Annotated in this window: 19 protein-coding genes and 6 tRNA genes; 11 read left to right on the plus strand and 14 right to left on the minus strand. The window is 67.1% G+C overall.

The window, feature by feature from the left end:
* Positions 1–147 precede the first annotated feature (147 nt).
* From miaB to lnt, 5 genes are all read left to right on the plus strand, one after another.
* Entirely contained in the window at positions 148–1,605 is a 1,458-nt protein-coding gene (gene miaB, locus CAL25_RS20650) for a tRNA (N6-isopentenyl adenosine(37)-C2)-methylthiotransferase MiaB (protein ID WP_094803507.1), read from the plus strand.
* Positions 1,602–2,642, plus strand: a complete 1,041-nt coding sequence (locus CAL25_RS20655) for a PhoH family protein (RefSeq protein ID WP_094803509.1) — start codon at positions 1,602–1,604, stop codon at positions 2,640–2,642. Before miaB ends, CAL25_RS20655 begins: the two co-directional genes overlap by 4 nt.
* Entirely contained in the window at positions 2,639–3,115 is a 477-nt protein-coding gene (gene ybeY / locus CAL25_RS20660; RefSeq protein WP_094803510.1) for an rRNA maturation RNase YbeY, read from the plus strand. Before CAL25_RS20655 ends, ybeY begins: the two co-directional genes overlap by 4 nt.
* Before the next feature lie 158 nt (positions 3,116–3,273).
* Positions 3,274–4,146, plus strand: a complete 873-nt coding sequence (locus tag CAL25_RS20665; protein ID WP_094803512.1) for an HlyC/CorC family transporter — start codon at positions 3,274–3,276, stop codon at positions 4,144–4,146.
* The gene (gene lnt, locus CAL25_RS20670) at positions 4,143–5,828 is read left to right on the plus strand and encodes an apolipoprotein N-acyltransferase (protein ID WP_094803514.1); all 1,686 of its coding nucleotides are present in this window, start codon (positions 4,143–4,145) and stop codon (positions 5,826–5,828) included. The genes CAL25_RS20665 and lnt overlap by 4 nt, the downstream gene beginning before the upstream one ends.
* A 62-nt stretch (positions 5,829–5,890) precedes the next feature.
* Here lnt and CAL25_RS20675 read toward each other — a convergent pair whose 3' ends face one another.
* Entirely contained in the window at positions 5,891–6,895 is a 1,005-nt protein-coding gene (locus CAL25_RS20675) for an aldo/keto reductase (protein WP_094803913.1), read from the minus strand.
* A gap of 426 nt (positions 6,896–7,321) precedes the next feature.
* Here CAL25_RS20675 and CAL25_RS20680 point away from each other — a divergent pair.
* The 3 genes from CAL25_RS20680 to CAL25_RS20690 all read left to right on the plus strand — a co-directional run bounded on the left by CAL25_RS20680 (position 7,322) and on the right by CAL25_RS20690 (position 7,644).
* Positions 7,322–7,397 (plus strand) — tRNA-Ala (locus tag CAL25_RS20680).
* A 47-nt stretch (positions 7,398–7,444) separates the two neighbouring features.
* Positions 7,445–7,520 (plus strand) — tRNA-Glu (locus CAL25_RS20685).
* 47 nt (positions 7,521–7,567) lie between these two features.
* A tRNA-Asp gene (locus CAL25_RS20690) sits at positions 7,568–7,644 on the plus strand.
* A 23-nt stretch (positions 7,645–7,667) separates the two neighbouring features.
* On the opposite strand, the gene CAL25_RS24125 is transcribed toward CAL25_RS20690, so the two are convergent.
* The 9 genes from CAL25_RS24125 to CAL25_RS20730 all read right to left on the minus strand — a co-directional run bounded on the left by CAL25_RS24125 (position 7,668) and on the right by CAL25_RS20730 (position 11,292).
* A complete protein-coding gene (locus tag CAL25_RS24125) occupies positions 7,668–8,015 on the minus strand; it encodes a hypothetical protein (protein ID WP_141217965.1) in 348 nt (115 codons plus the stop codon).
* A gap of 452 nt (positions 8,016–8,467) precedes the next feature.
* Positions 8,468–8,544, minus strand: a tRNA-Asp gene (locus CAL25_RS20695).
* Positions 8,545–8,592: 48 nt separating this feature from the next.
* Positions 8,593–8,668 (minus strand) — tRNA-Glu (locus CAL25_RS20700).
* Between the two features lie 48 nt (positions 8,669–8,716).
* Positions 8,717–8,792, minus strand: a tRNA-Ala gene (locus CAL25_RS20705).
* Between the two features lie 317 nt (positions 8,793–9,109).
* Positions 9,110–9,709, minus strand: coding sequence for a TetR/AcrR family transcriptional regulator (locus CAL25_RS20710; protein ID WP_094803516.1), 600 nt, complete (start codon positions 9,707–9,709; stop codon positions 9,110–9,112).
* Between the two features lie 146 nt (positions 9,710–9,855).
* Positions 9,856–10,170 carry a DUF4148 domain-containing protein gene (locus CAL25_RS20715; protein WP_094803518.1) on the minus strand — a complete coding sequence of 105 codons (315 nt, stop codon included), beginning with the start codon at positions 10,168–10,170 and terminating at the stop codon, positions 9,856–9,858.
* 30 nt (positions 10,171–10,200) lie between these two features.
* Positions 10,201–10,515, minus strand: a complete 315-nt coding sequence (locus CAL25_RS20720; RefSeq protein ID WP_432759255.1) for a DUF4148 domain-containing protein — start codon at positions 10,513–10,515, stop codon at positions 10,201–10,203.
* Between the two features lie 67 nt (positions 10,516–10,582).
* A complete protein-coding gene (locus CAL25_RS20725; protein ID WP_094803520.1) occupies positions 10,583–10,897 on the minus strand; it encodes a DUF4148 domain-containing protein in 315 nt (104 codons plus the stop codon).
* A gap of 80 nt (positions 10,898–10,977) precedes the next feature.
* Positions 10,978–11,292 carry a DUF4148 domain-containing protein gene (locus tag CAL25_RS20730; RefSeq protein WP_432759256.1) on the minus strand — a complete coding sequence of 105 codons (315 nt, stop codon included), beginning with the start codon at positions 11,290–11,292 and terminating at the stop codon, positions 10,978–10,980.
* Between the two features lie 496 nt (positions 11,293–11,788).
* Here CAL25_RS20730 and bioB point away from each other — a divergent pair, with 496 nt between their 5' ends.
* Both bioB and CAL25_RS20740 read left to right on the plus strand, forming a co-directional pair.
* Positions 11,789–12,829: a biotin synthase BioB gene (bioB, locus tag CAL25_RS20735; protein WP_094803522.1), complete on the plus strand. Its 1,041-nt coding sequence runs from the start codon at positions 11,789–11,791 to the stop codon at positions 12,827–12,829.
* A 19-nt stretch (positions 12,830–12,848) separates the two neighbouring features.
* The gene (locus CAL25_RS20740) at positions 12,849–13,712 is read left to right on the plus strand and encodes a DMT family transporter (RefSeq protein ID WP_094803524.1); all 864 of its coding nucleotides are present in this window, start codon (positions 12,849–12,851) and stop codon (positions 13,710–13,712) included.
* A gap of 119 nt (positions 13,713–13,831) precedes the next feature.
* Here CAL25_RS20740 and CAL25_RS20745 read toward each other — a convergent pair whose 3' ends face one another.
* Together CAL25_RS20745 and CAL25_RS20750 are read right to left on the minus strand one after the other, a co-directional pair.
* Complete coding sequence (locus tag CAL25_RS20745; protein ID WP_094803526.1) at positions 13,832–15,280, minus strand: MFS transporter; 1,449 nt, start codon at positions 15,278–15,280, stop codon at positions 13,832–13,834.
* An 84-nt stretch (positions 15,281–15,364) separates the two neighbouring features.
* Positions 15,365–15,868: a peroxiredoxin gene (locus tag CAL25_RS20750; RefSeq protein ID WP_094803527.1), complete on the minus strand. Its 504-nt coding sequence runs from the start codon at positions 15,866–15,868 to the stop codon at positions 15,365–15,367.
* A gap of 252 nt (positions 15,869–16,120) precedes the next feature.
* On the opposite strand from CAL25_RS20750, the gene CAL25_RS20755 reads away from it, so the two are divergent.
* The gene (locus CAL25_RS20755; protein WP_249279188.1) at positions 16,121–16,543 is read left to right on the plus strand and encodes a hypothetical protein; all 423 of its coding nucleotides are present in this window, start codon (positions 16,121–16,123) and stop codon (positions 16,541–16,543) included.
* A gap of 54 nt (positions 16,544–16,597) precedes the next feature.
* Here the strand turns inward: CAL25_RS20755 and CAL25_RS20760 are convergent, their stop codons facing one another.
* Positions 16,598–17,479, minus strand: a complete 882-nt coding sequence (locus CAL25_RS20760) for a dienelactone hydrolase family protein (protein WP_094803529.1) — start codon at positions 17,477–17,479, stop codon at positions 16,598–16,600.
* 22 nt (positions 17,480–17,501) lie between these two features.
* Positions 17,502–20,930, minus strand: a complete 3,429-nt coding sequence (locus CAL25_RS20765) for a DUF748 domain-containing protein (RefSeq protein ID WP_094803531.1) — start codon at positions 20,928–20,930, stop codon at positions 17,502–17,504.
* Between the last annotated feature and the right edge of the window lie 63 nt (positions 20,931–20,993).

The following is a 20,993-nucleotide window of genomic DNA, read 5'->3' on the forward strand; positions in this document are numbered from 1 at the left end:
GGGAACGGTACCGTTCCGGGCGGCTATGGTAACGGCGCAAAGCGGCCGCTCCAAGACAATCCCGGCGAAAAGGCTAAAATTCGGGGTTCTCCCCAAGACTTTCACCATTTTACGCCCCCGGGATCTACACCCGTCACGGCGCACGCCATGCAAGAAACGACCCTGAAACGCGACGGCTCCGCCGCCGCCCCCTCGCCTGCCCCCTCCACCCCGGCCGCTGACCAGGCCACGCCGCTGCATATCCCCGCCGGCGCCCGCAAGCTCTTCATCCGCACCTTCGGCTGCCAGATGAACGAGTACGACTCCGACAAGATGGTCGACGTCCTGCGTGCCGACCAGGGCCTGGAAGTCACCGACAATCCCGAAGAAGCGGATGTGATCCTGTTCAACACCTGTTCGGTGCGCGAAAAGGCGCAGGAAAAGGTGTTTTCTGACCTGGGCCGCGTCCAGCATCTCAAGCGCCTGAATCCCAATCTGGTGATCGGCGTGGGCGGCTGCGTCGCCAGCCAGGAAGGCGAGGCCATCGTCAAGCGTGCCCCCTACGTCGACGTGGTGTTCGGCCCGCAGACGCTGCACCGTTTGCCCGAACTGATCCGGCGCCGCCGCAGCGAAGGCCGCTCGCAGGTCGACATCAGCTTTCCCGAGATCGAAAAGTTCGACGCCATGCCGCCGCCGCGCGTCGAAGGCGCGACCGCGTTCGTCTCGATCATGGAAGGCTGTAGCAAATACTGTAGCTTCTGCGTCGTGCCGTATACCCGGGGCGACGAGGTCTCGCGGCCGTTCGACGACGTGCTGATCGAAGTGGCCGACCTGGCCGACCAGGGCGTGAAGGAAGTGACGCTGCTGGGCCAGAACGTCAACGCCTATCGTGGCCGCATGGGCGACACCGACGAGATCGCCGATTTCGCCATGCTCCTCGAATACGTCCACGAGATCCCCGGCATCGAACGCATCCGCTACACGACCTCGCACCCCAAGGAAATGACCCAACGCATGGTCGACGCCTATGCGCGTCTGCCCAAGCTGGTGTCGTTCCTGCACCTGCCCGTGCAGGCCGGCAGCGACCGCGTGCTGGCCGCCATGAAGCGCGGCTACACGGCGCTCGAGTTCAAATCGGTGGTGCGCAAGCTGCGCGCCGCCCGCCCCAACCTCACCCTGTCGTCCGACTTCATCGTCGGTTTCCCGGGGGAGACCGAAGAAGACTTCGAAAAGACGATGAAGCTGATCGCCGACGTCGGCTTCGACACCTCGTTCTCCTTCGTGTACTCGCGCCGTCCCGGTACGCCGGCGGCCGACCTGACCGACGACACCCCGGCAGACGTCAAGCTCAAGCGCCTGCAACGCCTGCAGGCCCTGATCAACGAACAAGCCGCCGCCATCGCGCAAGCCATGGTCGGCACCACGCAGCGCGTGCTGATCGAAGGCACCTCGCGCCGCGACGTCAATGAGCTGATGGCGCGCACCGAGAACAACCGCATCGTCAACTTCCCCGGCCCGATCTCGCTGATCGGCCGCATGGTCGACGTCGATATCACGCACGCCCATACCAATTCGCTGCGCGGCCGCCTCTCGGCCACGCAACCCCATCTCCAGGGAGCCGCATGAGTCAACCCCGCAGCAAGAGCCGGCGCGGCATGCCGGTCGTCGTCACCCTCGACGGCGACAACATCCATCTGTCCAACCTGTGCGGCCCGCTCGACGAGAATCTGCGTCAGCTCGCCGACGGCATGGGCGTCACGCTCAATCGGCGGGGCGCGCGCGTCACGATCGAAGGCGAACGCGCCGAGCTGGCCGGCCGCGCGCTGCGCCGCTTCTACGAGCAGGCCACGCACCGCGCCCTGAGCGTGGACGACATCCAGCTCGGGCTGGTGGAGATCGGCGTGGGTCGCCAGGAAGAGCCCGCCCCCGAGCAACGCGCGGCCGACCCGCGCGCGCTCGATCCGCTGCCGCCGGTCGACGACGAAAGCAACGGCGTGCTGCTGCGCACCCGCCGCACCGATCTGCGCCCGCGCACCCCGCGCCAGCGCGATTACCTCAACAACATCCTCAAGCACGACATCACGTTCGGCGTCGGCCCGGCCGGCACCGGCAAGACCTGGCTCGCCGTCGCCTGCGCGATCGACGCCATGGAGCGCGACACGGTGCAGCGCCTGGTGCTGACGCGCCCGGCGGTCGAGGCCGGCGAGCGCCTGGGCTTTCTGCCCGGCGACCTGGCACAAAAGGTCGACCCCTATCTGCGCCCGCTCTACGACGCGCTCTACGACCTGATGGGCTTCGAGCGCGTGCAGCGTCTGTTCGAGAAGCAGAGCATCGAGATCGCCCCGCTGGCGTACATGCGCGGCCGCACGCTGAACCACTCCTTCGTCATCCTCGACGAGGCGCAGAACACCACGCCCGAGCAGATGAAGATGTTCCTCACCCGCATCGGCTTCGGCAGCAAGGCGGTGATCACGGGCGACCCCTCGCAGGTCGACCTGCCGCGCGGCCAGCAGAGCGGGCTGGCGCACGCCGTGCAGGTGCTCGACGACGTGCAGGGCATCGCCATGACGCGCTTCACGAGCCGCGACGTGGTGCGCCATCCGCTGGTGGCGCGCATCGTCGACGCCTACGACAAGGCGGAACAGGAAGACGGCCGGCCATGAGCGCGACGCTTTCCCTGTCGGTGCAGTACGCCGTGGCCGAACCCCGTCTGGCGCGCCACCGTGTGCGGCGCTGGGCGGGCTACGCTCTCGAAGGCGCCCAGGCCGATGGCCTGACCGCCTTCGACGCCGCCGAGCTCTCGATCCGCCTGGTCGGCCAGGCCGAGGGCAAGCGTCTGAATCGCGATTTCCGCGGACGTGACTACGCGACCAACGTGCTCACCTTCGAATACGGGGTCGATCCGCTGGGCGTCGCCCGCGGTGACATCGTGATCTGCGTGCCGGTGCTGGCCCGCGAGGCGCGCGAGCAGAAAAAAGCCTTCACCGACCGCGCCGCGCACCTCACCATTCATGGCGTGCTGCACGCGCTGGGCTACGACCACCTCAAGGCCCGCGACGCCCGCCGCATGGAAACGCTCGAGGCGCAGATCCTCGCGCGCATGGGCATCACCGACCCCTACGTCATCGAAGACTAAGGCCGCCCGGCCGGGGACGGACCGGTTCGGCGGATCGCGTCCAGGCACCGCCGGATCGGCGCCGTTGCGGGCATGTTCGGGGGCAGATCGCGTCGTCGTTACAACTATGTCTGCAACTTGGGTTATGCTGATCTTTTAGCAACGAGTCCATCTGGACGATGTCCGACCCTTATCCTGCTGCCGAAGCGCCCCGCGCTCGCTCCTCCAAACCCACCAAATCCCTGCTCGACCGCCTGCTCAGGCTGGTCCGGCGTGAGCCCGAAGACCGCGAAGGCATCAAAGCGGTGCTCGACGCCGCGCACGAGCGCGCTCTCCTGGACGTCGAGTCGTACACCATGCTCAAGGGTGCGCTGGCCGTGTCCGAGCGCACCGTCGCCGACATCATGGTGCCGCGCTCCCGCATGGACCTGCTCGACGTCGGCGTGCCCCTGCCGCAACTGCTGGCCACCGTCGTCGAAACGGCTCACTCACGCTTCCCCGTCTACGAAAACGACCGCGACAACATCCTCGGCATCCTGTTGGCCAAGGATCTGCTGCGCGTGATGCAGGATCCCGAGCTCGAAGTGCGCTCGCTGATCCGCCCCGCCGTGTTCATCCCCGAGGTCAAGCGGCTCAACGTGCTGCTGCATGAGTTCCGCGCGAGCCGCAATCACATCGCCATCGTCATCGACGAGCACGGCGGCATCTCCGGCCTCGTCACCATGGAAGACGTGCTGGAGCAGATCGTCGGCGACATCGAAGACGAGTTCGACGAGGAAGAAGAAGAATCTATCTTCCCCGAGGGCGACAATCAGTGGCGTCTGCTGGCGTCCACCGAGATCAGCCACTTCAACGAAACCTTCGGCACCACCCTGCCCGACGACGAGTACGACAGCGTCGGCGGCTGGCTGGGCGGCAAGCTCGGCCGGATCCCGCGCCGCGGCGACCACGCCGAGTTCGATGGCCTGAAGATCGAGGTCATTCGCGCCGATCCGCGCCGCGCCCTGTGGCTGCGGGTCTACCGCGACAGCGCCACCGATAGCGCGGCATGACGCGCCGCCCCTGGTTGCGCCGGCCCTCGGCCGGCACGCTGCGGGGCGCCGCCCTGCTGGGCGCCGCGGGTGCGCTGCATGCGCTCACCTTCGCGCCCGGGCCGCTGCCGGCCTGGTCGCTGGCACTGATTCAAATCCTGACCCTCGCCGTCGCGGCGCACGCCACGCTGCGCGCGCCCACCTTGCGCGCGGCGTTCGCGCGCGGCTGGTGGTTCTCGTCGTTCAGTTTCAGCCTGGGCCTGTACTGGCTGTTCGTCAGCATGCACCGCTACGGCGGCATGGCCGTCCCGCTCGCCGTGGGCGGCGTGCTGGCGCTTTCGCTGTTTCTGGCCATCTTTCCGGGCATGGCCTGCGCCGCGGCGCGCTGGCTGTGTCCGCCGCGCGTGCTCGACGGCGTCGCGCTGCGCGCCCGTCAGGCCCTGTGGGCGGCCGCCACCTGGGGCGCCTGCTGGGCGTTCTTCGAGTGGGTGCGCGCCACCCTCTGGACCGGCTTTCCGTGGCTCAACATCGGCTATGCCCACGTCGACGGCCCGCTCGCCGGCTGGGCGCCGATCCTGGGCGTGCACGGCATGGCGCTGTTCGCCGCGTTCGCGGCGGCCGCGCTGGCGGGCCTCTGGCGCGCGGAGCATGCCGACGTGGCCGAAGGCTCTGAGGGCGCCGAGCGCTTCGATGCGCGTCACGGGCTGGCGTTCGGCGTGGCAATGGTGTTCGTGCTGGCAGGCTGGCTGCTCGGCCTGATCAACTGGTCGCGCCCCACCGGCGAGCCGGTGTCGGTGCGGCTGGTGCAAGGCAATGTCGAGCAGTCGCAGAAGTTCGAGCCGGCGCTGCTGCAGCAAGGCCTGCTGCGCCATCTCGAACTCGCGGCGCTCCCCGCCGCGGCGGGCGTGCCCGCGCCGCAGCTCATCATCCTGCCCGAGACCGTGCTGCCGGTGTTTCAGGATCAGCTCGATCCCCGCATCTGGGAAGCCTGGCGCGAGGTCGCCGCGCGCCAGCAGGCCACCATCGCGATGGGCGTGCCGCTGCACACGCGGCGCGCCGACGGCAGCCCCAGCTACACCAACAGCGTGCTGGGCTTCGATGCCAACACGCCGGTTGCGCAGTTGGCCACCGGCACCACCGCGATGCGCTACGACAAGCAGCATCTGGTGCCCTGGGGCGAATACGTGCCGCCGGGGTTCCGCTGGTTCGTCGAAATGCTCGACATCCCGCTCGGCGATTTCGACAGCGGTCCGCCGCGCCAGAAGCCCTTTGCCGTGGCTGGCCAGCACATCGCGTTCAACATCTGCTACGAAGATCTGTTCGGTCCCGAGCTCCTGCCCGCGCTTCTGCCGGGCCCGGACGGCCAGCCTGGCGCCACGATTCTCGTCAACGTGAGCAATCTCGGCTGGTTCGGTGACACGTGGGCCTTGCGCCAGCACATGCAGATCGGCCGCCTGCGCACCATCGAGACCGCGCGTCCCATGCTCACGGCCACCAACACCGGCCTGACCGCGGCAATCGACGCGCGCGGGCACGTCGCGGCCCAACTGCCGGCCCATCAACCCGGCGTGCTGCCGGTGTCGGTACAGGGCATGACCGGCCTCACGCCCTATGCGCGCTGGGACGACAAGCTCGCGCTGGCACTGATCGGCCTGGTGCTGATCGCGGCGGCCGGCCGCGGCCGCTACAATCGCCGTCCCTGATCGCCCCTGCCGGCAACGCGCCGGCAGGCTCGCCCCGTGCGCGCAACGCGCGGCGGGGCCGATCAGCCCAGCAGATTTTTAGGCAGCTCGCCGTCTTCCTGGGGCAGCGCGGGGCCCGTGCCCGCGCCGCTCAGCGCGATGGCGTCCGCAATCTCTTCCATATCGTCGCGATCCAGCTCAAGCGTGGCGGCGCCCAGCCAGCCGTCGACCTGGGCCGCGCTGCGCGCGCCGACGATCGCGCCGGTCACGCCGGGCCAGGCCAGCGTCCAGGCCACCGCAACCGCGGCCACGGTCGCGCCATGGCGTTCGGCCACCGGCTTGAGCGCCTCGGCCAGCGCCAGATTGCGGTTCAACTGGGGCGCGGCGAACTCGGCATTGCGCGAGCGCCAATCGTCGGCGCCGAGCTGCGCGGCACGCGCCGCGTCGAAGCGGCCCGACAGCAACCCCGATTGCATGGGGCTGTAAACGATCACGCCGGTGTCGTGCGCTTCGCACCACGGCAGCAGATCGTTTGCCGCGTCGCGCCGGATCGCGGAGAACGGCGGCTGCAAGGTGTCCACGTGGCCGATGGCCTCGGCATCCTGCAGCGCGGCCAAGCCGTGATTGGAAAGGCCGATCGCGCGCACCTTGCCCTCGCGCTTGAAATCCAGCAGCGTCTGCCAGTAGAGCTCCAGCGGCGTGCCGTCGCCCGCGGGCCAGTGCATCTGATAGAGATCGATGCACTCGACACCCAGGCGCCGCAACGACTGCTCGAGCTCGCGCCGCAGACTGTCGGGCGCGCCGGTGCGCCGCGGGTTGGCCATGCGGTCTTTCGCCGACCAGGTCAGCCCGCCTTTGGTGAAGATGTAGGGCCGCTCTTCGCTGCCCAAAGGCGCGAGGGCCTCGCGTACGAGCGCCTCGGAATGCCCGAGGCCGTACACGGCGGCCGTATCGATCCAGTTGATGCCCCGCTCCACCGCGTGGCGTATCGCGCGTATCGACGCCGCGTCGTCCTGCGCGCCCCAGCCCACGGCCCAATCGCCGCCGCCGATCGCCCAGGCGCCAAATCCCACTCGCGTGATGCGCATGTCGGTGCGCCCCAGCGCACGCGTGATAAATCCGGTACTCGCCACCCGACTCTCCTCCTGCCCGCTTCCTTCGGCGCCCTGCCCCGCGCACCGTTGGCGGCGGGGAGCAGATTCCGTCTTTACGTCAATGACTTACGTTGCTGTCTTTGATTGCGCAGCGACTCGCTCGCGGCCCCACGTAAGGCGCGCGCGCAGCCCTCGCAACGGAGCAATAACTGTACCGCGCCACTTTTTTTCAGTTTTTTTTCACCCTGACTTGCACACACCTAAAAACTTGTGCATAATCTCGTTTCTTCGCCAGCGACGCGAAACAAAACGAAGCGAAAGCCGCAGCAACATCGCAGTTTTCACCGAGTTTTACGACGCGCCGGACAGCAAAGTGATGTGAGCAGGTGACACTGCAAACGTCGTTGATGTCGGGAATATGGGGGTATAGCTCAGCTGGGAGAGCGCTTGCATGGCATGCAAGAGGTCAGCGGTTCGATCCCGCTTACCTCCACCACCTAAGCGAAGACGTAGCAATACGAAGCAGTACACTGTTTGGTCCAAGTCCCCTTCGTCTAGAGGCCTAGGACATCACCCTTTCACGGTGAGTACAGGGGTTCGAATCCCCTAGGGGACGCCAGCTCTGTTTTGCAGAGATCTGGCTCGGTTGTAGTAATACACCGCTGCGGAGCGGTAGTTCAGTTGGTTAGAATACCGGCCTGTCACGCCGGGGGTCGCGGGTTCGAGCCCCGTCCGCTCCGCCAAAATCGCTTGAGAAAGCCGCAACTCACGTTGCGGCTTTTTCTTTTTGCGCTTGTGATTGCTTCGAAGTGGCCGCGACCTTGTCGCGGCTTTTTTGTGCCCGCTTCGAATGCGGACGGCGCTCTTGCTGCTGCTTCTGCCGCGTGCTGCTGCCATGTATCTGTCGCGCGCTTCCGCTGCCGTGCTTCTGCAGTTGTGCTTCTGCAGTTGTGCTTCTGCTGTTGTGCTTCTGCTGTTGTGCTTCTGCTGTTGTGCTGCTGTTGTGCTGCTGTTGTGCTGCTGTTGTGCTGCTGTTGTGCTGCTGGAAGTGCCGCTGTTTTGGTGCCGCCCGCGCACGGCATCCGGCGGTTCCGCACAGGCAGGACACCGGCACGACATCTTCACGCCGATGACGCGCACAGAGGCGCGCAGAGCCTCGTAGACGACACAACGACAGGCCGGCCCTCCACCACCCTGCCCCGCCGCCCAGAAGCGCGCTGACAAGCGCTCAGACAGCCCAGGGCGTTCACGGGTGCACCGGCAGTGCGCACATGGCGTCCGAGCATGCTCACGACCCACGCCGCCCGCCAAACATGCGGCGCGCAAATGACTGGCGCGCATGCGCGACGCGTGCGCTCGTACGATCGTGCGGCCGCGCGGTCGTGCGGTCGTGCGCAGGCACGATGTGCGGTGACGCGACGCGCAACACCGCGGCCGCGCGATGACACGGAGCGATCACGACAGACGACAAAAAGCCGCAACACAGGTTGCGGCCACGTCGGAGCACGGATCGGAAGCACAAAAAGAAAAAGCCGCAACCGAAGTTGCGGCTTTCTCGAGCGATGGTGGCGGAGCGGACGGGGCTCGAACCCGCGACCCCCGGCGTGACAGGCCGGTATTCTAACCAACTGAACTACCGCTCCGCAGCGGTGTATTGCTACAACCGAGCCAGATCTCTGCGTATGCAAAGCTGGCGTCCCCTAGGGGATTCGAACCCCTGTACTCACCGTGAAAGGGTGATGTCCTAGGCCTCTAGACGAAGGGGACTTGGACTTGCCGTACTACTTTTTACTGCACTTGCTGCGTTCGTTGAAGTGGTGGAGGTAAGCGGGATCGAACCGCTGACCTCTTGCATGCCATGCAAGCGCTCTCCCAGCTGAGCTATACCCCCACGATCCCGATTTCGTTGCTCTGGCTTGCTGCCGCATCGCAGGGCGTGCCCTGTGTGTTGCTGCTTGCCGTCGCTTCAAATTCGCGTTTCGTCGAACGGGGCCGAATTATGCACCATTTTTTAAAAGCGTGCACGCGACCATCGAATTTTTTTGATTTGCGTATGCGCACTGCGCAGATTTTGCGCAATGGCCGGATACGACGGCGCGGGGTCTGCCGGGCACGCGATGAGTTGCGCGCGCAACCAACTGCACGAGATCGATGTCGCCACGCGCGGCGCCATCCCTTTCAGGATGGCGCGCCGCTGGTGCGATCACCTCAAGACGTTGCGGCCTTGCCGCCGTCGCACTCGACGTACATGGCACCGACGGCCTGGCACAGCCGGGGCGGCTCGTGAAACAGCCGCGAGCTGATCAGGCAGCCCTGCACCGTGGAGAACAGCGCGCGCGCCGTGACCTCGGGCGATCCGGAGAACTTCAGCGTGCCTTGTGCCGCGCCTTCGCGCAGCACCCGCGCCAGCCAGCTCTCGTGCGCGTTGAAGAAGCCTTGCAGGGCCAGGCGGACCTTCTCGGGCAGCGACATCACCTCGGCGGCCAGCATGCCGCCCAGGCAGAGCTCATCGCCGTCGCCACAGGCCTGCGTCTCGAGCAGGTGCAGATAGGCATCGAGCTGCTCTTGCGCGGGCAGCGTGGTGTCGATGGCGCGCAGCGCGGCCAGCGCGCGGGTGCTGTACGACTCGACCGCCTCGTACAGGAGGTCGTCTTTGCACGGGAAGTAGTAGTGGATGCTGGACGTCTTGACGCCCACGTGATCAGCCAGGTCGCGATAGCTGAAACCATTGCAACCACGCGTGCGGATCAGTTTTTGCGCGTGCGACAGCAGTTGGTCGCGCGTGTTGGTCGGGGTTTGCGTATCCATGGCTGAATTTTACCTACACATAGATCGGGATGCATCGAGGGGAAACCAGCCTGTGTCGGGCATCCCTGGACCCGCGCGCAGCCTGCACGGCGTCATCCGACGTCGCGGGGCGCGCGGGTTTCTTGGCGACACATAGGCCGTCCGGCTCAGCCGGCCACGGGCGGGTAGTCGAGCTCCCCGGCCGCGGTCTGACCTGCCTGGCGCGCGGCCAGCAGTGCGGACTGAACCTGATCGCGGCTGACTGCGCTCGCGTCGGCATATGCCGTGATCGGATACTCCTGCTCGCCGGACGCCAGCTGCCCCAAGGCGCGGGCGGCATGCAGCTCGGCCTGGACCTGGGCACGGGTCACCGTGCTGGTGCTGGTATCGGCGGGCGGCCAGTCGAGTTCGCCAGCCTGGGCCGAACCCAGGAACGCGAGCGAGGTGATGAGGCCGGCGGCGAGAACACTGAGGGTTTTCATGGTGGACTCCTGGTTGGAAAAGGGGACGGCTCAGCCGGCCACGGGCGGGTAGTCGAGCTCACCGGACATGCCGAGGCCGGCGGCCTGGGCGGCGGATAGTTCCTGGCGTACCTGGGCGCGCGTCACTTGCGAGTCGGCGTGCTGGGCGACGGGCGGGTAAGCCAGTTCGTTGCTGGTCACGAGGCCTTGAGCGCGGGCGTCCTGCAGATCCGCCACGACTTGGGCGCGGGTCAGGGTGCTGGCGTTGGGCGCGTCGAGGGGCCAATCCAGTTCGCCAGCCTGGGCGGTGCCTGCGAAAGCGGCGGTGACGGCGATGACGGCGGCGAGGGTCTTGATCGTGTTCATGATGGGTTCCTTGAGTCGGGAGGGTTCAGTGCAGTGATCGGGAATGAGGGCTTCGGTGCCGCGCGGCTCAGCCGGCGACGGGCGGGTAATCGAGTTCGCCGGAGGCGTTCAGGCCGGCAGCGTCAGCCGCCGACAGTTGCTGGCGCACTTGTTCACGGGTGAGCTGGGTGGCCGATTGCGCGGCGACGGGCGGATAGGCCAGTTCGCTCGTGGTCACGAGGCCCTGGGCCTTGGCGGCTTGCAGGTCGGCGATCACGTCGGCGCGGGACAGCGTGCTCACGCTGGTGTCGACGGGCGGCCAGTCCAGCTCGCCGGCTTGGGCGGTGCCGACGAAGGCGGCGGAAACGGCGATGGCGGCGGCGAGGGTCTTGAGGGTGTTCATGGTGTGGCTCCGATTAGGGCTATCTATCTATAGATAGGTATTCAGGAAAATAAAAAGAGGGTTGCGTTCTTCGTGTGGAATCAGCCAGCGACGGGCGGGTAGTCCAGTTCACCCGAGGCGTCGATACCGGCGGCTTGCGCGGCGGACAGCTCCTGACGGACCTGGGCGCGGCTCACTTGCGTGGCGGCTTGCTGAGCCACGGGCGGGTAAGCGAGTTCGCTGCTGGTGACCAGGCCATGGGCACGAGCGTCTTGCAGATCGGCCACGACTTGGGCGCGGGTCAGGCTGGTGCCGTTGGGGGCATCGAGGGGCCAGTCCAGTTCACCCGCTTGGGCGGCGCCAGCGAAGGCGGCCGAGACGGCGATGGCGGCGGCGAGGGTCTTGATCGTGTTCATGAGAAAGCTCCAGTTCGTAGATTTGAACTCTGAGTTATCTACTAGTAGATAGATAACCGGGTAAATAAAAAAGGCGGTATGCCTTGAATCTTCTGCTGCCGGTGTTGCTGTGGTTCTCTTTCTGGGGACTGCCGGACTGCTTTGCTTGGCTGCCGCGTTCTGTTTGCTGCAGCGTTGAACGAATATTACCTACTAGTAGATAGATAAGGCAAGCGGTTTAGTTGAAACGAGTTGCAACGCCGCGACGATCACCCTGAAGCCAAGCTACGCATTTACACAAAGAAACAACTTTCCGCCCCCTGCCCTCTGTCCGAAGATGACGGCGGGTTGTCGCAGGGCGCGCCGCAACGTCTCCCTACGTCGCCCAAGTTCGACTAAGCTTGCGCCAAATTCGCGCAATATTGCCCGATTGCGGTTTGCCGCCGGGATTTCTACGATCGGGCCGACGCCGATGCCCACCGCCTTGGCGCCGCCCTTCCCTGTCTCAGGAGTCCCCATGCAGACCGTCACCATTCCCCTGCCAGCGCGGCGCGCCACGCCCGCCGCCTGGACGCCGGCCGCGATCGAGGCTCTGTTCCGCCTGCCCTTTCCCGAGCTGATGCATCGGGCGCAGACCGTGCACCGCGAGCAGTTCGACGCCAGCGAGATTCAGCTGTCCAGCCTGCTCTCGATCAAGACCGGCGGATGCCCCGAGGATTGCGCCTACTGTCCGCAGTCCGCGCACCACGACACCGAGCTCGAGGCCGACAAGCTGATGCCCGTGGCCGACGTGGTGGCGGCGGCGCGCGCCGCGCAGGCCAACGGCGCACAGCGCTTCTGCATGGGCGCGGCCTGGCGCAGCCCCAAACCGCATCACCTCGAGCAGGTGGCCGAGATGATTCGCGCCGTGAAAGACCTGGGCATGGAAACCTGCGTCACGCTGGGCATGCTGGCCGAGGGTCAGGCCGAACAGCTGCGTGACGCCGGGCTCGATTACTACAACCACAATCTCGATACCTCGCCGGAGTTCTACGGCAGGATCATCTCGACCCGCACCTATCAGGATCGCCTGGACACGCTCGAGCGCGTGCGCGATGCCGGCCTCAACGTCTGCTGTGGCGGCATCGTGGGCATGGGCGAGTCGCGGCGCGAGCGGGCCGGCCTGATCGCCCAGCTCGCGAACATGGAGCCCTACCCCGAGTCGGTGCCGATCAACAATCTGGTGCAGGTCGAGGGCACGCCGCTGGCGGGCACCGAGCCGCTGGATCCGTTCGAGTTCATCCGCACCATCGCGGTGGCGCGCATCACCATGCCGCGCGCCCGCGTGCGGCTGTCGGCGGGCCGGGAAACCATGAACGACGCCGAACAGGCCCTGTGCTTTCTGGCCGGCGCCAACTCGATTTTTTACGGCGACGTGCTGTTGACCACGGCCAATCCGCAGGTGGAGGCAGACAAGCGGCTGCTGACGCGCCTGGGCCTGCGGGCCGAGGGCGCCGACGACACTTCCTTTGCAGCACAACCCCAGGCCCAGGAATGCCGCACGCGGCAGCCGGCCTGAATCCGGAGAGCAAGACAAGATGAACGCAGGTCTGGGTTTGCTGGCAGCCAGTGTGCTGTGCAGCGTTACCGTGGCGATATTGCTGAAGCTTGCACGCCGCTACGACATCGATGTGCGCCAAGCCATCGCCACCAACTACGCCATGGCCGCGGTGCTGTGCGTGTCGCTGCTCAAGCCGGATCTGGGGCGCATCAACCTGCAGGGCGGCAATCTGCTGCTGCTCGGCGCGTTGGGCGTGCTGATGCCCAGCGTCTTCGTGGCGATGGCACGCTCGGTGCGGTATGCCGGCATCGTGCGCAGCGACGCGGCGCAGCGCCTCTCGCTTTTCATTGCGCTGCTCGCGGCATTCGTGCTGTTCGGCGAGCCCGTCACGACGACGAAGCTGGCCGGCATCGCACTGGCCTTCGCCGCCCTCTTCTGCGTGCTGCGCCGGCCGGCCGATGCGCCGGCGCACGATGGCCCGCCGCACGCCGCCTGGATGTGGCCGCTGGCCGTGTGGGCCGGCTACGGCACCATCGACGTGCTGTTCAAGATCATGGCGCGCAGCGGCAGCGCGTTCCCCGGCACGCTGCTGATGGTCTTCCTGTTGGCCGGCGTGCTGATGACGCTGTATCTGTTGCTGGCACGCACCCGCTGGCAGGCGCGCAGCCTGGCCGCCGGCCTGCTGCTGGGCCTGATGAACTTCGCCAACATCTACACCTATATCCGTGCGCATCAGACCCTGCCCGACCACCCTGCCCTGGTCTTCGCCTCGATGAACATGGGCGTGATCGCCCTGGGCACGCTCGCGGGCGCGGTGCTGTTCCGCGAGAAGCTGTCGGCGATCAATCTGATCGGACTGGCGCTGGCCATCGGCGCCATCGTGGTGATGATGCCGCGCTGATCCCCGAGCGGATCCCGCATGCGACAAGGGCTGCGCTCCGTGAGGAGGCAGCCCTTGGGCGTTGGACCGGTAGCGGCGATCGGCGGGACGGTGCGTGACGGGCGCCGGCCGTCGCTGCGTCAGCTACCCGTGCGCTGATGCTGGGGCGCGGACAGGTCGTCGTTGGAGGCCGACTCGTCGACGGCGGGCGAATCGCGCACCTCGGCCGCCGAGAACGCCGTGGCGGGCTCGACGTTTTCGAAGGCGGCGATCGGCGCCACGCTCTCTTCGACCGGCCCGGGCGGCTGCACCACGCCAGGCTCCGGCGCCACCATTTCCATGCCGGCGTCGGCCACCGGATCCACGCGAGGATCCAGCGCCACGGACGCGGGCGAGCTCTGCAGCGTGTCCGGCATGGGCACGAACTGCACCGGCGCGTCGTGCGCCTGATGGGCACCGGTGACACGCGCCGGACGCACTTGCCACACCAGAATCAGCGCGCAGGCCGACACGAAGATGTAGTACATGGCGGGACCGCCGTAGGTCATCAGCACGCCCGCCACCATCGGGCCCAGGCAGGCGCCCACGCCATACACCATGAGCAGCACGGCGCTCAGACCGACGCGGCGATCCGACTCCACGTGGTCATTGGCGAATGCCGCGCCCAACGGATAGAGCGTGAACATCAGGACGCCGAAAATGCCCGAGAGCACCAGCAGGAACCAATATGGCAGCGACAGCCAGCCCCACATCAACATCGGCAGCGCCACCAGCAAGGCGGCGTTGAAGCGGATCAGCCCGGCGCGGTTGATGCGGTCGGACAACCAGCCCATGGGCCACTGCGCCACCAGCCCCGCCGTCACGCCGGCGGCGACGAACATGGCCGCCTGCGAGGTGGTGAGGCCCAGCTTGGCCGCGTACACCGGCGCCAGACCATAGAACGCGCCCGACAGATTGCCCGCGACGAACAGCACGGTGAGCGACAGCGGCACGCGCTTGATGAAGAAGCGCAGGTCGAGCGGCGCGGGCAGCGGCGTGGGCGGGTGAGAGCGCGCGGTGACGGCGATGGGCACCAGGCACAGCGTGAGACACATCGCCACCAGAATCAGCGGGCCATCGCCCAGCGAGGTATACGCCGTGAGGACCAGTTGACCCAGCACGGTGCCCAGACCCGAGACCATCATGTAGACGGAGAACACCCGGCCACGCTGCTGGTTTTCGGTCTGCTCGTTGAGCCAGCTCTCGATGACCATGAGCTCGGTCACCATCACGATGCCCGCCACCAGGCGCAGCGCCAGCCACAGCGGCATGGATTCGATCAGGCTCTGGGCCAGGATCATGCAGGTGGCGATGGCGGCACAGGCGGCGAAGGCCCGGATATGACCGACCCGGATGATGAGCTTGTGACCCATGCGGGCGCCGCACACGAGGCCGAGGTAGTAGGCGGCGATCAGGGCGCCGATCCAGACTTCGCTGACGGACTGCCCCGTGAGCCGCAGGCCCATGTAGGTATTGAAGATGCCCGTGCCGATCAACATCAGCAACGTGGCGAAGTACAACGAGGAAAACGCGGAAATCGTGGAAATCATGGACGGGCGACCGCTTTTGGGTTGTCGGGCACACGCGGGTAACGATCCGGTCCGCCGTGCGGCGAACCGGACCGGACAAACCCTTTACAGCTGGCGCAGCAGCGTGTCGGCGTCGCTCACTTCGAACTTGCCGGGACCTTCGATATTGAGTTGCGTCACGACGCCATCCTCGATCAGGGCCGAGTAGCGTTGCGAACGCACGCCCATGCCGCGGGCGATCAGATCGAGCTCGAGGCCGAGCTCACGGGTCCAGGTGGCCGAACCGTCGGCCAGCATGCGGACCTTGGCGCCCGCCTGCTGCTCGCGGCCCCAGGCGCCCATCACGAACGCGTCGTTCACGGACACGCACCAGATTTCGTCCACGCCCTTGGCGCGCAGCGCATCGGCCTGGGCCACATAGCCCGGCAGGTGCTTGGCCGAGCAGGTCGGGGTGAAAGCGCCCGGCACGGCGAACAGCGCGATTTTCTTGCCGCGGACCAGGTCTGCGACCTGGAAAGCGTTGGGGCCCAGTTGGCAGCCCGGCGTTTCGGTTTCGATGAATTCGGTCAGGGTGCCATCGGGCAGCCGATCGCCGACTTTGAGCGTCATGGAGTTCTCCAGCAATTACGGAACGTGCGAGACAAAGTGAATTGTGCTTGTGAGACAGGGCCGCGAAGGCGGCCCTGTCTCCCTCAATCATAGTGCCGAAACCCCAGGCATTGTTCCCGCCCCGAAAGAAACACGAACAGTCTGAAACGACTCCAAACGCAGGGATCCGGCGCGGCCGGGGCATGACTGGCCATAATGCAGTCATTGTTCCGACCCGCCTCGTGCCGGGTCTGTCATGCAGGAGGAATTGTCATGCGTGCATTCATGATCGCCGTGCTCACCGCCGCGAGCGGCTGGCTGGCTGCGCCCGCCCACGCGGCCGGCCCCTCGGATCAGCTGATTTTCGAACAGATCGTCGACACGGCCGGCGCCAGCAACGGCGCGGCCCGGGTCTGCGGCGCCTCGGCCCCCGACCTGACGCAGCAGGAAGCCAACTGGCGCAAGAACCTCGAGCGCTTCGCCAAAGAATATCGTTACGACTTCAAGGTCTTCGACGCCGCCTTCCAGCAGGGCCAGTCGAAGGGCAAGGTCATGATGGAAGACATGCGCAAGGGCGGCGTGGATGGCTGCGCCGGCGTGCTGGGCGGTTTTCAGCGCGAACGCACGATGGGCTATGACAGCATGAAGCAATCGATCGCCGAGGTGACGGACGGCTTGCCCGACAAGAAAGACTGAGCGGTCGCGCGGCAGACCAGGCGATACCGGGCCTGCCGCGCGGGGATCCACGGCTTACTTCAGGCCCTTCTCGGCGAACCAGTCGAGCATGCGGGTCCAGGCCTGCTCGGCCTCGGCCTTGCGGTAGCTCGGCCGGTAGTCGGCGTGGAAGGCATGCGGTGCGTCGGGGTAGATGTCGATGCGCGAGGCCCGGGCGGCGGCAGGCCCCTTGGCGAGCGCCACGCGCATTTTGTCGACGTCTTCGAGCGGAATGCCGGCGTCTTTGCCGCCATATGCGCCCAGCACGGGCGCCTGCAGCTTGTCGACCGACTCGAGCACCGAGCGCGGCTTGAGCTCGGAAGCCGCCCCGCCCAACTGGCCGTACCAGGCCGCGCCCGCCTTCAGACCCGCGCGGTGCGCCGCATAGAGCCACGTGATGCGGCCGCCCCAGCAAAAGCCCAGGATGCCGAGCTTGTCGGCGGCGCCGCCATGGCTGGTGGCCCAGGCCGCCGTGGCATCGAGGTCGGCCATGACCTGCGCATCGGGCGCGCGGTCGACCACCTCGGCGCGCAGCTTGGCGATCTCGGTGTACTTGGACGGATCGCCCTGGCGCGCGAACAGCTCCGGCGCGATGGCCAGATAGCCCGCATGGGCCAGACGGCGGCAGACATCCTGGATGTATTCGTGCACCCCGAAGATCTCCGACACCACCAGCAAGGTGGGGAGGTTCTTCTTGTCGGCCGGCGCCGCGCGGTAGGCCGGGATCTTGCCGTCGGTGGTGGGGATCTCGATCTTGCCGGCCGTCAGGCCTTTGGCGTCGGTCTGGATGGCGGTCTGTGCAACGGCCTGGCCGGCGGCCAGCGAGAAGCCCGCGGCCACCGTGGTGGCGATGAAGCCGCGCCGGTCCAGCTTGAGCGGCGGCAACAGACTATCGAATTCGGAATCAGGGCCGGACATGTAGGGGCACTCCTCGAGGGGGTCACTTCAGCGAGAAATCGACACGCGACGGCGGGCCGTCGTCTTTGATGCCATCGGTGCCGAACGTGGGCTCGACCATGAAGACGCGGTCGGCGGGTCCTGCGGCTTGCAGCTTCTCGTATACCGCCTGCGCCCGCAAGTCCGCAAGCTTTCGCAGCTCGTCCTGGCCGGCCGGCGCCGCCTGCCGCAGCAGCGCCTCCATTTCGGCGGCCGGGATGGACTTGGCCAGGCCGATGAAGTTGCGCGGCTTGTTCTCGAGCTTGGTGTCGTCGTAGGCGGCCTCGAGGTACCTGGCGCGCTCGGCGGCGCTCACGGTCACGCCGTCGGGATCGGGCTTCTTGCCGCGCGGCGCGGTCGCGCGCGCCTTGGCGAGCCGGATCTGCCGGTCGACCCAGGCCTGGCGCAGGCCGGCCTCGTCGGTGACGGGATCGGCGCGGCCCGCGACGTCGAGCTTGAGCTGGGGCCGGTCGTTCAGCGCGGTGGCCAGCGTATCCAGGCGTTCGGCGCCCTCGGGCGTGAGCTCGGCGCTGCCCGGCGCGAACGCCACATAAGACAGCTCTTCGCCGCCGCCGAAGGCCGATGCCAGCAAGGTGAACGGCGAGGTGACCGCCTTGACCACCAGATTGACCAGCACCCGGACGATGATGCCGCCGACCGAGAACTGCGGATCGTCGAGCGAGCCGGAAATAGGCAGGTTGATGTCGATGTTGCCGCGGCTGTCTTTCAGCAGGGCCACGGCCAGCAGCACCGGCGCTTTGATGGCATCCGGGCTGTTGGTCTTGTCGCCGAACGTGAGCTGATTGAGCACGACGCGGTTGCTCGCGGTGAGCGCCCGGTTCTTGATCTCGTAACGCACGTCCATCGAGAGCTTGCCGCGCTTGATCGGATAGCCGACGTACTTGGCCGAATAGGTCGTGAAGCGCGGCAGATCCACGCCCTTCGCACTCGCCTTCAGGTCGAGCGACAGATACTGCGCGAACGGCTGCACCGTGCCGCTGATCGAGAACGGCGCGGTGGTGTAGACCCGCCCGCCCACATTGACGCGGGCCGGCTGCGGCCGGCGCGACGACACGGCCGACACCGTGCCCTCGATGGCCGACAGCTCGGCGGTGTAGTTGGGCTTGATGAAGCGGTCGGTGAAGGTCATGCGGCCACGCTTGAGCGTGACGCTGTTGAGCGAGATGTCGGGCATGGCGCCCGCCGCCGCGCTGGCGTCTGCTCGCGCGCGCGTCTGGGTGTCTTGCGTGATCGAGCCGCCGGCCTCGCCGGGCTCGGCCACGAGGTCCATGACATTGAGCCGCCCCTCGGCGTTGAGCAGGACGCGGCCGTAGAAGTCGTCGAGCAGGATGTCGCCCAGATTGGCCGACAGCGTGCCGCCTTTCATGGCGATCTGCATGCCGGAGAGCCCGAGCCTGGACCACTTGAGGAAGTCGTCGCGGTTGACGCGGTCTTCGAGGTTGAGGTCGGTCACGTCGACCGCGCCGTTCCAGGTGGCGGCGAGCGACGGGCCGCTGCCCGCATAGCTGGCCTCGCCACGCGCCGCGACGATGACCGAGCGCACGGTGGCATTGAGGCGCGAGGCCACATAGGGAGCGAAGGCGGCGAGGTCCAGCCCGGCAAGATCGACCTGCGTCTTGACCGAAACGGGCTGCGTGGTGAACGCGCCCTTGAGCGCCAGCGTGCCCTTGCCCTGGATGTCGCGCGCGTTCAACGTGAAGCTGGCCGGCTGCGGGCCCAGGGAGAGCTGGTTCACGCCGAGGTCGAGCTGACCCAGACGGATGTCGATCGCGGGCTTCATGCTTTCGTCGCGCAGGGCGAGACGCGCCAGCCGCGCCTGCACCGCCGTGGCCGACACCACGTTGACCTGACCCTGCTGCACCAGCCGCAACCGCGCGTTCAGCGCCATCCGTCCGTCCTGCAGCACGATGGGGGCCACGCTGCGCACGGCCGGCGCGAACGGCGCCAGCGCGACGTTGGCCAGCTGCAGGTCCAGGTCGAGCGACAGCGGTTGCAACACCAGCGGCCCCTTCGCACGCAGCCAGCCGCCATCGGTGGCGTTGTCCATGGCCAGCCAGACCAGCATGGGGCGGTCTTTCGGTTGCGGCAGTTCGATGCCTTCGACCGTCGCGCCCAGCCCGGTGATCTGATAGTCCAGCCCGCTGCCGGCGTCGCGCAGCCGCAGCTCGCCATCGTGCAGATTGACCGCGTCGACCACGACATGCCAGGGATCGGGCGGCGGCGCCGTGGCCGCGGGCGGCGCCGTGGCCGCGGGCGGCGCGGTGCCGGTCGCGGGTGCAGGCGCGGCGGCGTCGGGCCGGCTGGCGGGCACCAGCCTGGTGGCCGGCTCGGTGCGCGGATCGCCCAGCTTCTGCAGATCGTTGATGACCTCGAGCCAGTTGATGCGCTGATCGGCGTAGCGGCGCGTCTGCGCCTGCGGCGACCACAGCTCGACCTCGCCCACATAAAGCTTGCGCGCGATCGGCTCGGCGCTGATACGCCGCAGCACCAGCGTGCTCCAGGCCATCAGCGCGTCGCCCGAGGTTTCGCGCAGATCGAACTGGCGCAGGCCGACGTCGCCCACGATCCGCACCACCGGCGCGGCATCCCGGGGCTGCTCGAAGCGCACCTGCAGCGCCGAATCGAGCAGGCCGCGATGCAACTCGACCGGCATGGGCAAGGGCCAGATGTCGGCCCACTTGTCCAGCTCCAGGCCCACGAACGACACGTTCAGCGTGGAGCTCGGGACTTTGTCGAAAGGCCGTGTGACGCCATCCAGATCGAAGGCGCTGCCGTTGATGCGCATGTGCACCCTGGGCTGCACATCGATGTCGGCGGCGTAGCCGAAGGTGGAAACGAACGGCACGCCCAGGCTGATGCGGTCGATCGTGTGCGTGCGCCCGGTAACCTTGTCATCGAGCGTGACCTGCCCGCCCTCGAGGCTCAGGTTGTTGAGCGAAAAGCGCGGCAGGGCGTCGTCGGCGTCGGGTGGCGGGGCCGGCTTGGCGGCGGCCATGGCCTCCAGCTTCTGCTGGATATCGGAAAAATTGAAGTGAGTGACGTCGTCGCGCACCAGCGCGGCATGGGGATCCACCACCCGGATGCGGTCGATCACCGGCGCGAAGAAGATCGCCGAGCGCCAGCCGGCGCTCACATCGATCAGGCCAATCCGCAGCAGCGGCGCGGCGCCCTGCGGCTGGCTCACCGCGAGCTCGTGCGCCCGCAGAGTCAGCGTGAACGGATTGAAGGAGATATCGCCGACGCTCACGTCTCGGCCGAGCATGGCGGCCACGTCGGTGGTGAGCGCCGATCGCACGACCTTGGGCACCTGCCAGGCCGCCAGCCCCGCCAGCACCAGCGCCACTCCCACGACCCACGCCAGGATCTTGACCATCCGGCGCGTCACCCGCGGTACCGGCAAGCGCACTGGCATTTGGCATCTCCCGAGATGAGGTGCGGGGATTATCGCGCCCCGTTTGCGCCTCGTCTATCATAG

It is taken from the genome of Bordetella genomosp. 5 (assembly GCF_002261315.1).
In the GTDB taxonomy this organism is placed as follows: domain Bacteria; phylum Pseudomonadota; class Gammaproteobacteria; order Burkholderiales; family Burkholderiaceae_B; genus Bordetella.

Bases quoted from the DNA above. Each gene is read 5' to 3' on its own strand.
- miaB (WP_094803507.1), top strand. From the start codon at position 148: ATGCAAGAAACGACCCTGAAACGCGACGGCTCCGCCGCCGCCCCCTCG.
- CAL25_RS20655 (WP_094803509.1), top strand. From the start codon at position 1,602: ATGAGTCAACCCCGCAGCAAGAGCCGGCGCGGCATGCCGGTCGTCGTC.
- ybeY (WP_094803510.1), top strand. From the start codon at position 2,639: ATGAGCGCGACGCTTTCCCTGTCGGTGCAGTACGCCGTGGCCGAACCC.
- CAL25_RS20665 (WP_094803512.1), top strand. From the start codon at position 3,274: ATGTCCGACCCTTATCCTGCTGCCGAAGCGCCCCGCGCTCGCTCCTCC.
- lnt (WP_094803514.1), top strand. From the start codon at position 4,143: ATGACGCGCCGCCCCTGGTTGCGCCGGCCCTCGGCCGGCACGCTGCGG.
- CAL25_RS20675 (WP_094803913.1), bottom strand. From the start codon at position 6,895: ATGCGCATCACGCGAGTGGGATTTGGCGCCTGGGCGATCGGCGGCGGC.
- CAL25_RS20710 (WP_094803516.1), bottom strand. From the start codon at position 9,709: ATGGATACGCAAACCCCGACCAACACGCGCGACCAACTGCTGTCGCAC.
- CAL25_RS20715 (WP_094803518.1), bottom strand. From the start codon at position 10,170: ATGAAAACCCTCAGTGTTCTCGCCGCCGGCCTCATCACCTCGCTCGCG.
- CAL25_RS20720 (WP_432759255.1), bottom strand. From the start codon at position 10,515: ATGAACACGATCAAGACCCTCGCCGCCGTCATCGCCGTCACCGCCGCT.
- CAL25_RS20725 (WP_094803520.1), bottom strand. From the start codon at position 10,897: ATGAACACCCTCAAGACCCTCGCCGCCGCCATCGCCGTTTCCGCCGCC.
- CAL25_RS20730 (WP_432759256.1), bottom strand. From the start codon at position 11,292: ATGAACACGATCAAGACCCTCGCCGCCGCCATCGCCGTCTCGGCCGCC.
- bioB (WP_094803522.1), top strand. From the start codon at position 11,789: ATGCAGACCGTCACCATTCCCCTGCCAGCGCGGCGCGCCACGCCCGCC.
- CAL25_RS20740 (WP_094803524.1), top strand. From the start codon at position 12,849: ATGAACGCAGGTCTGGGTTTGCTGGCAGCCAGTGTGCTGTGCAGCGTT.
- CAL25_RS20745 (WP_094803526.1), bottom strand. From the start codon at position 15,280: ATGATTTCCACGATTTCCGCGTTTTCCTCGTTGTACTTCGCCACGTTG.
- CAL25_RS20750 (WP_094803527.1), bottom strand. From the start codon at position 15,868: ATGACGCTCAAAGTCGGCGATCGGCTGCCCGATGGCACCCTGACCGAA.
- CAL25_RS20755 (WP_249279188.1), top strand. From the start codon at position 16,121: ATGCGTGCATTCATGATCGCCGTGCTCACCGCCGCGAGCGGCTGGCTG.
- CAL25_RS20760 (WP_094803529.1), bottom strand. From the start codon at position 17,479: ATGTCCGGCCCTGATTCCGAATTCGATAGTCTGTTGCCGCCGCTCAAG.
- CAL25_RS20765 (WP_094803531.1), bottom strand. From the start codon at position 20,930: ATGCCAGTGCGCTTGCCGGTACCGCGGGTGACGCGCCGGATGGTCAAG.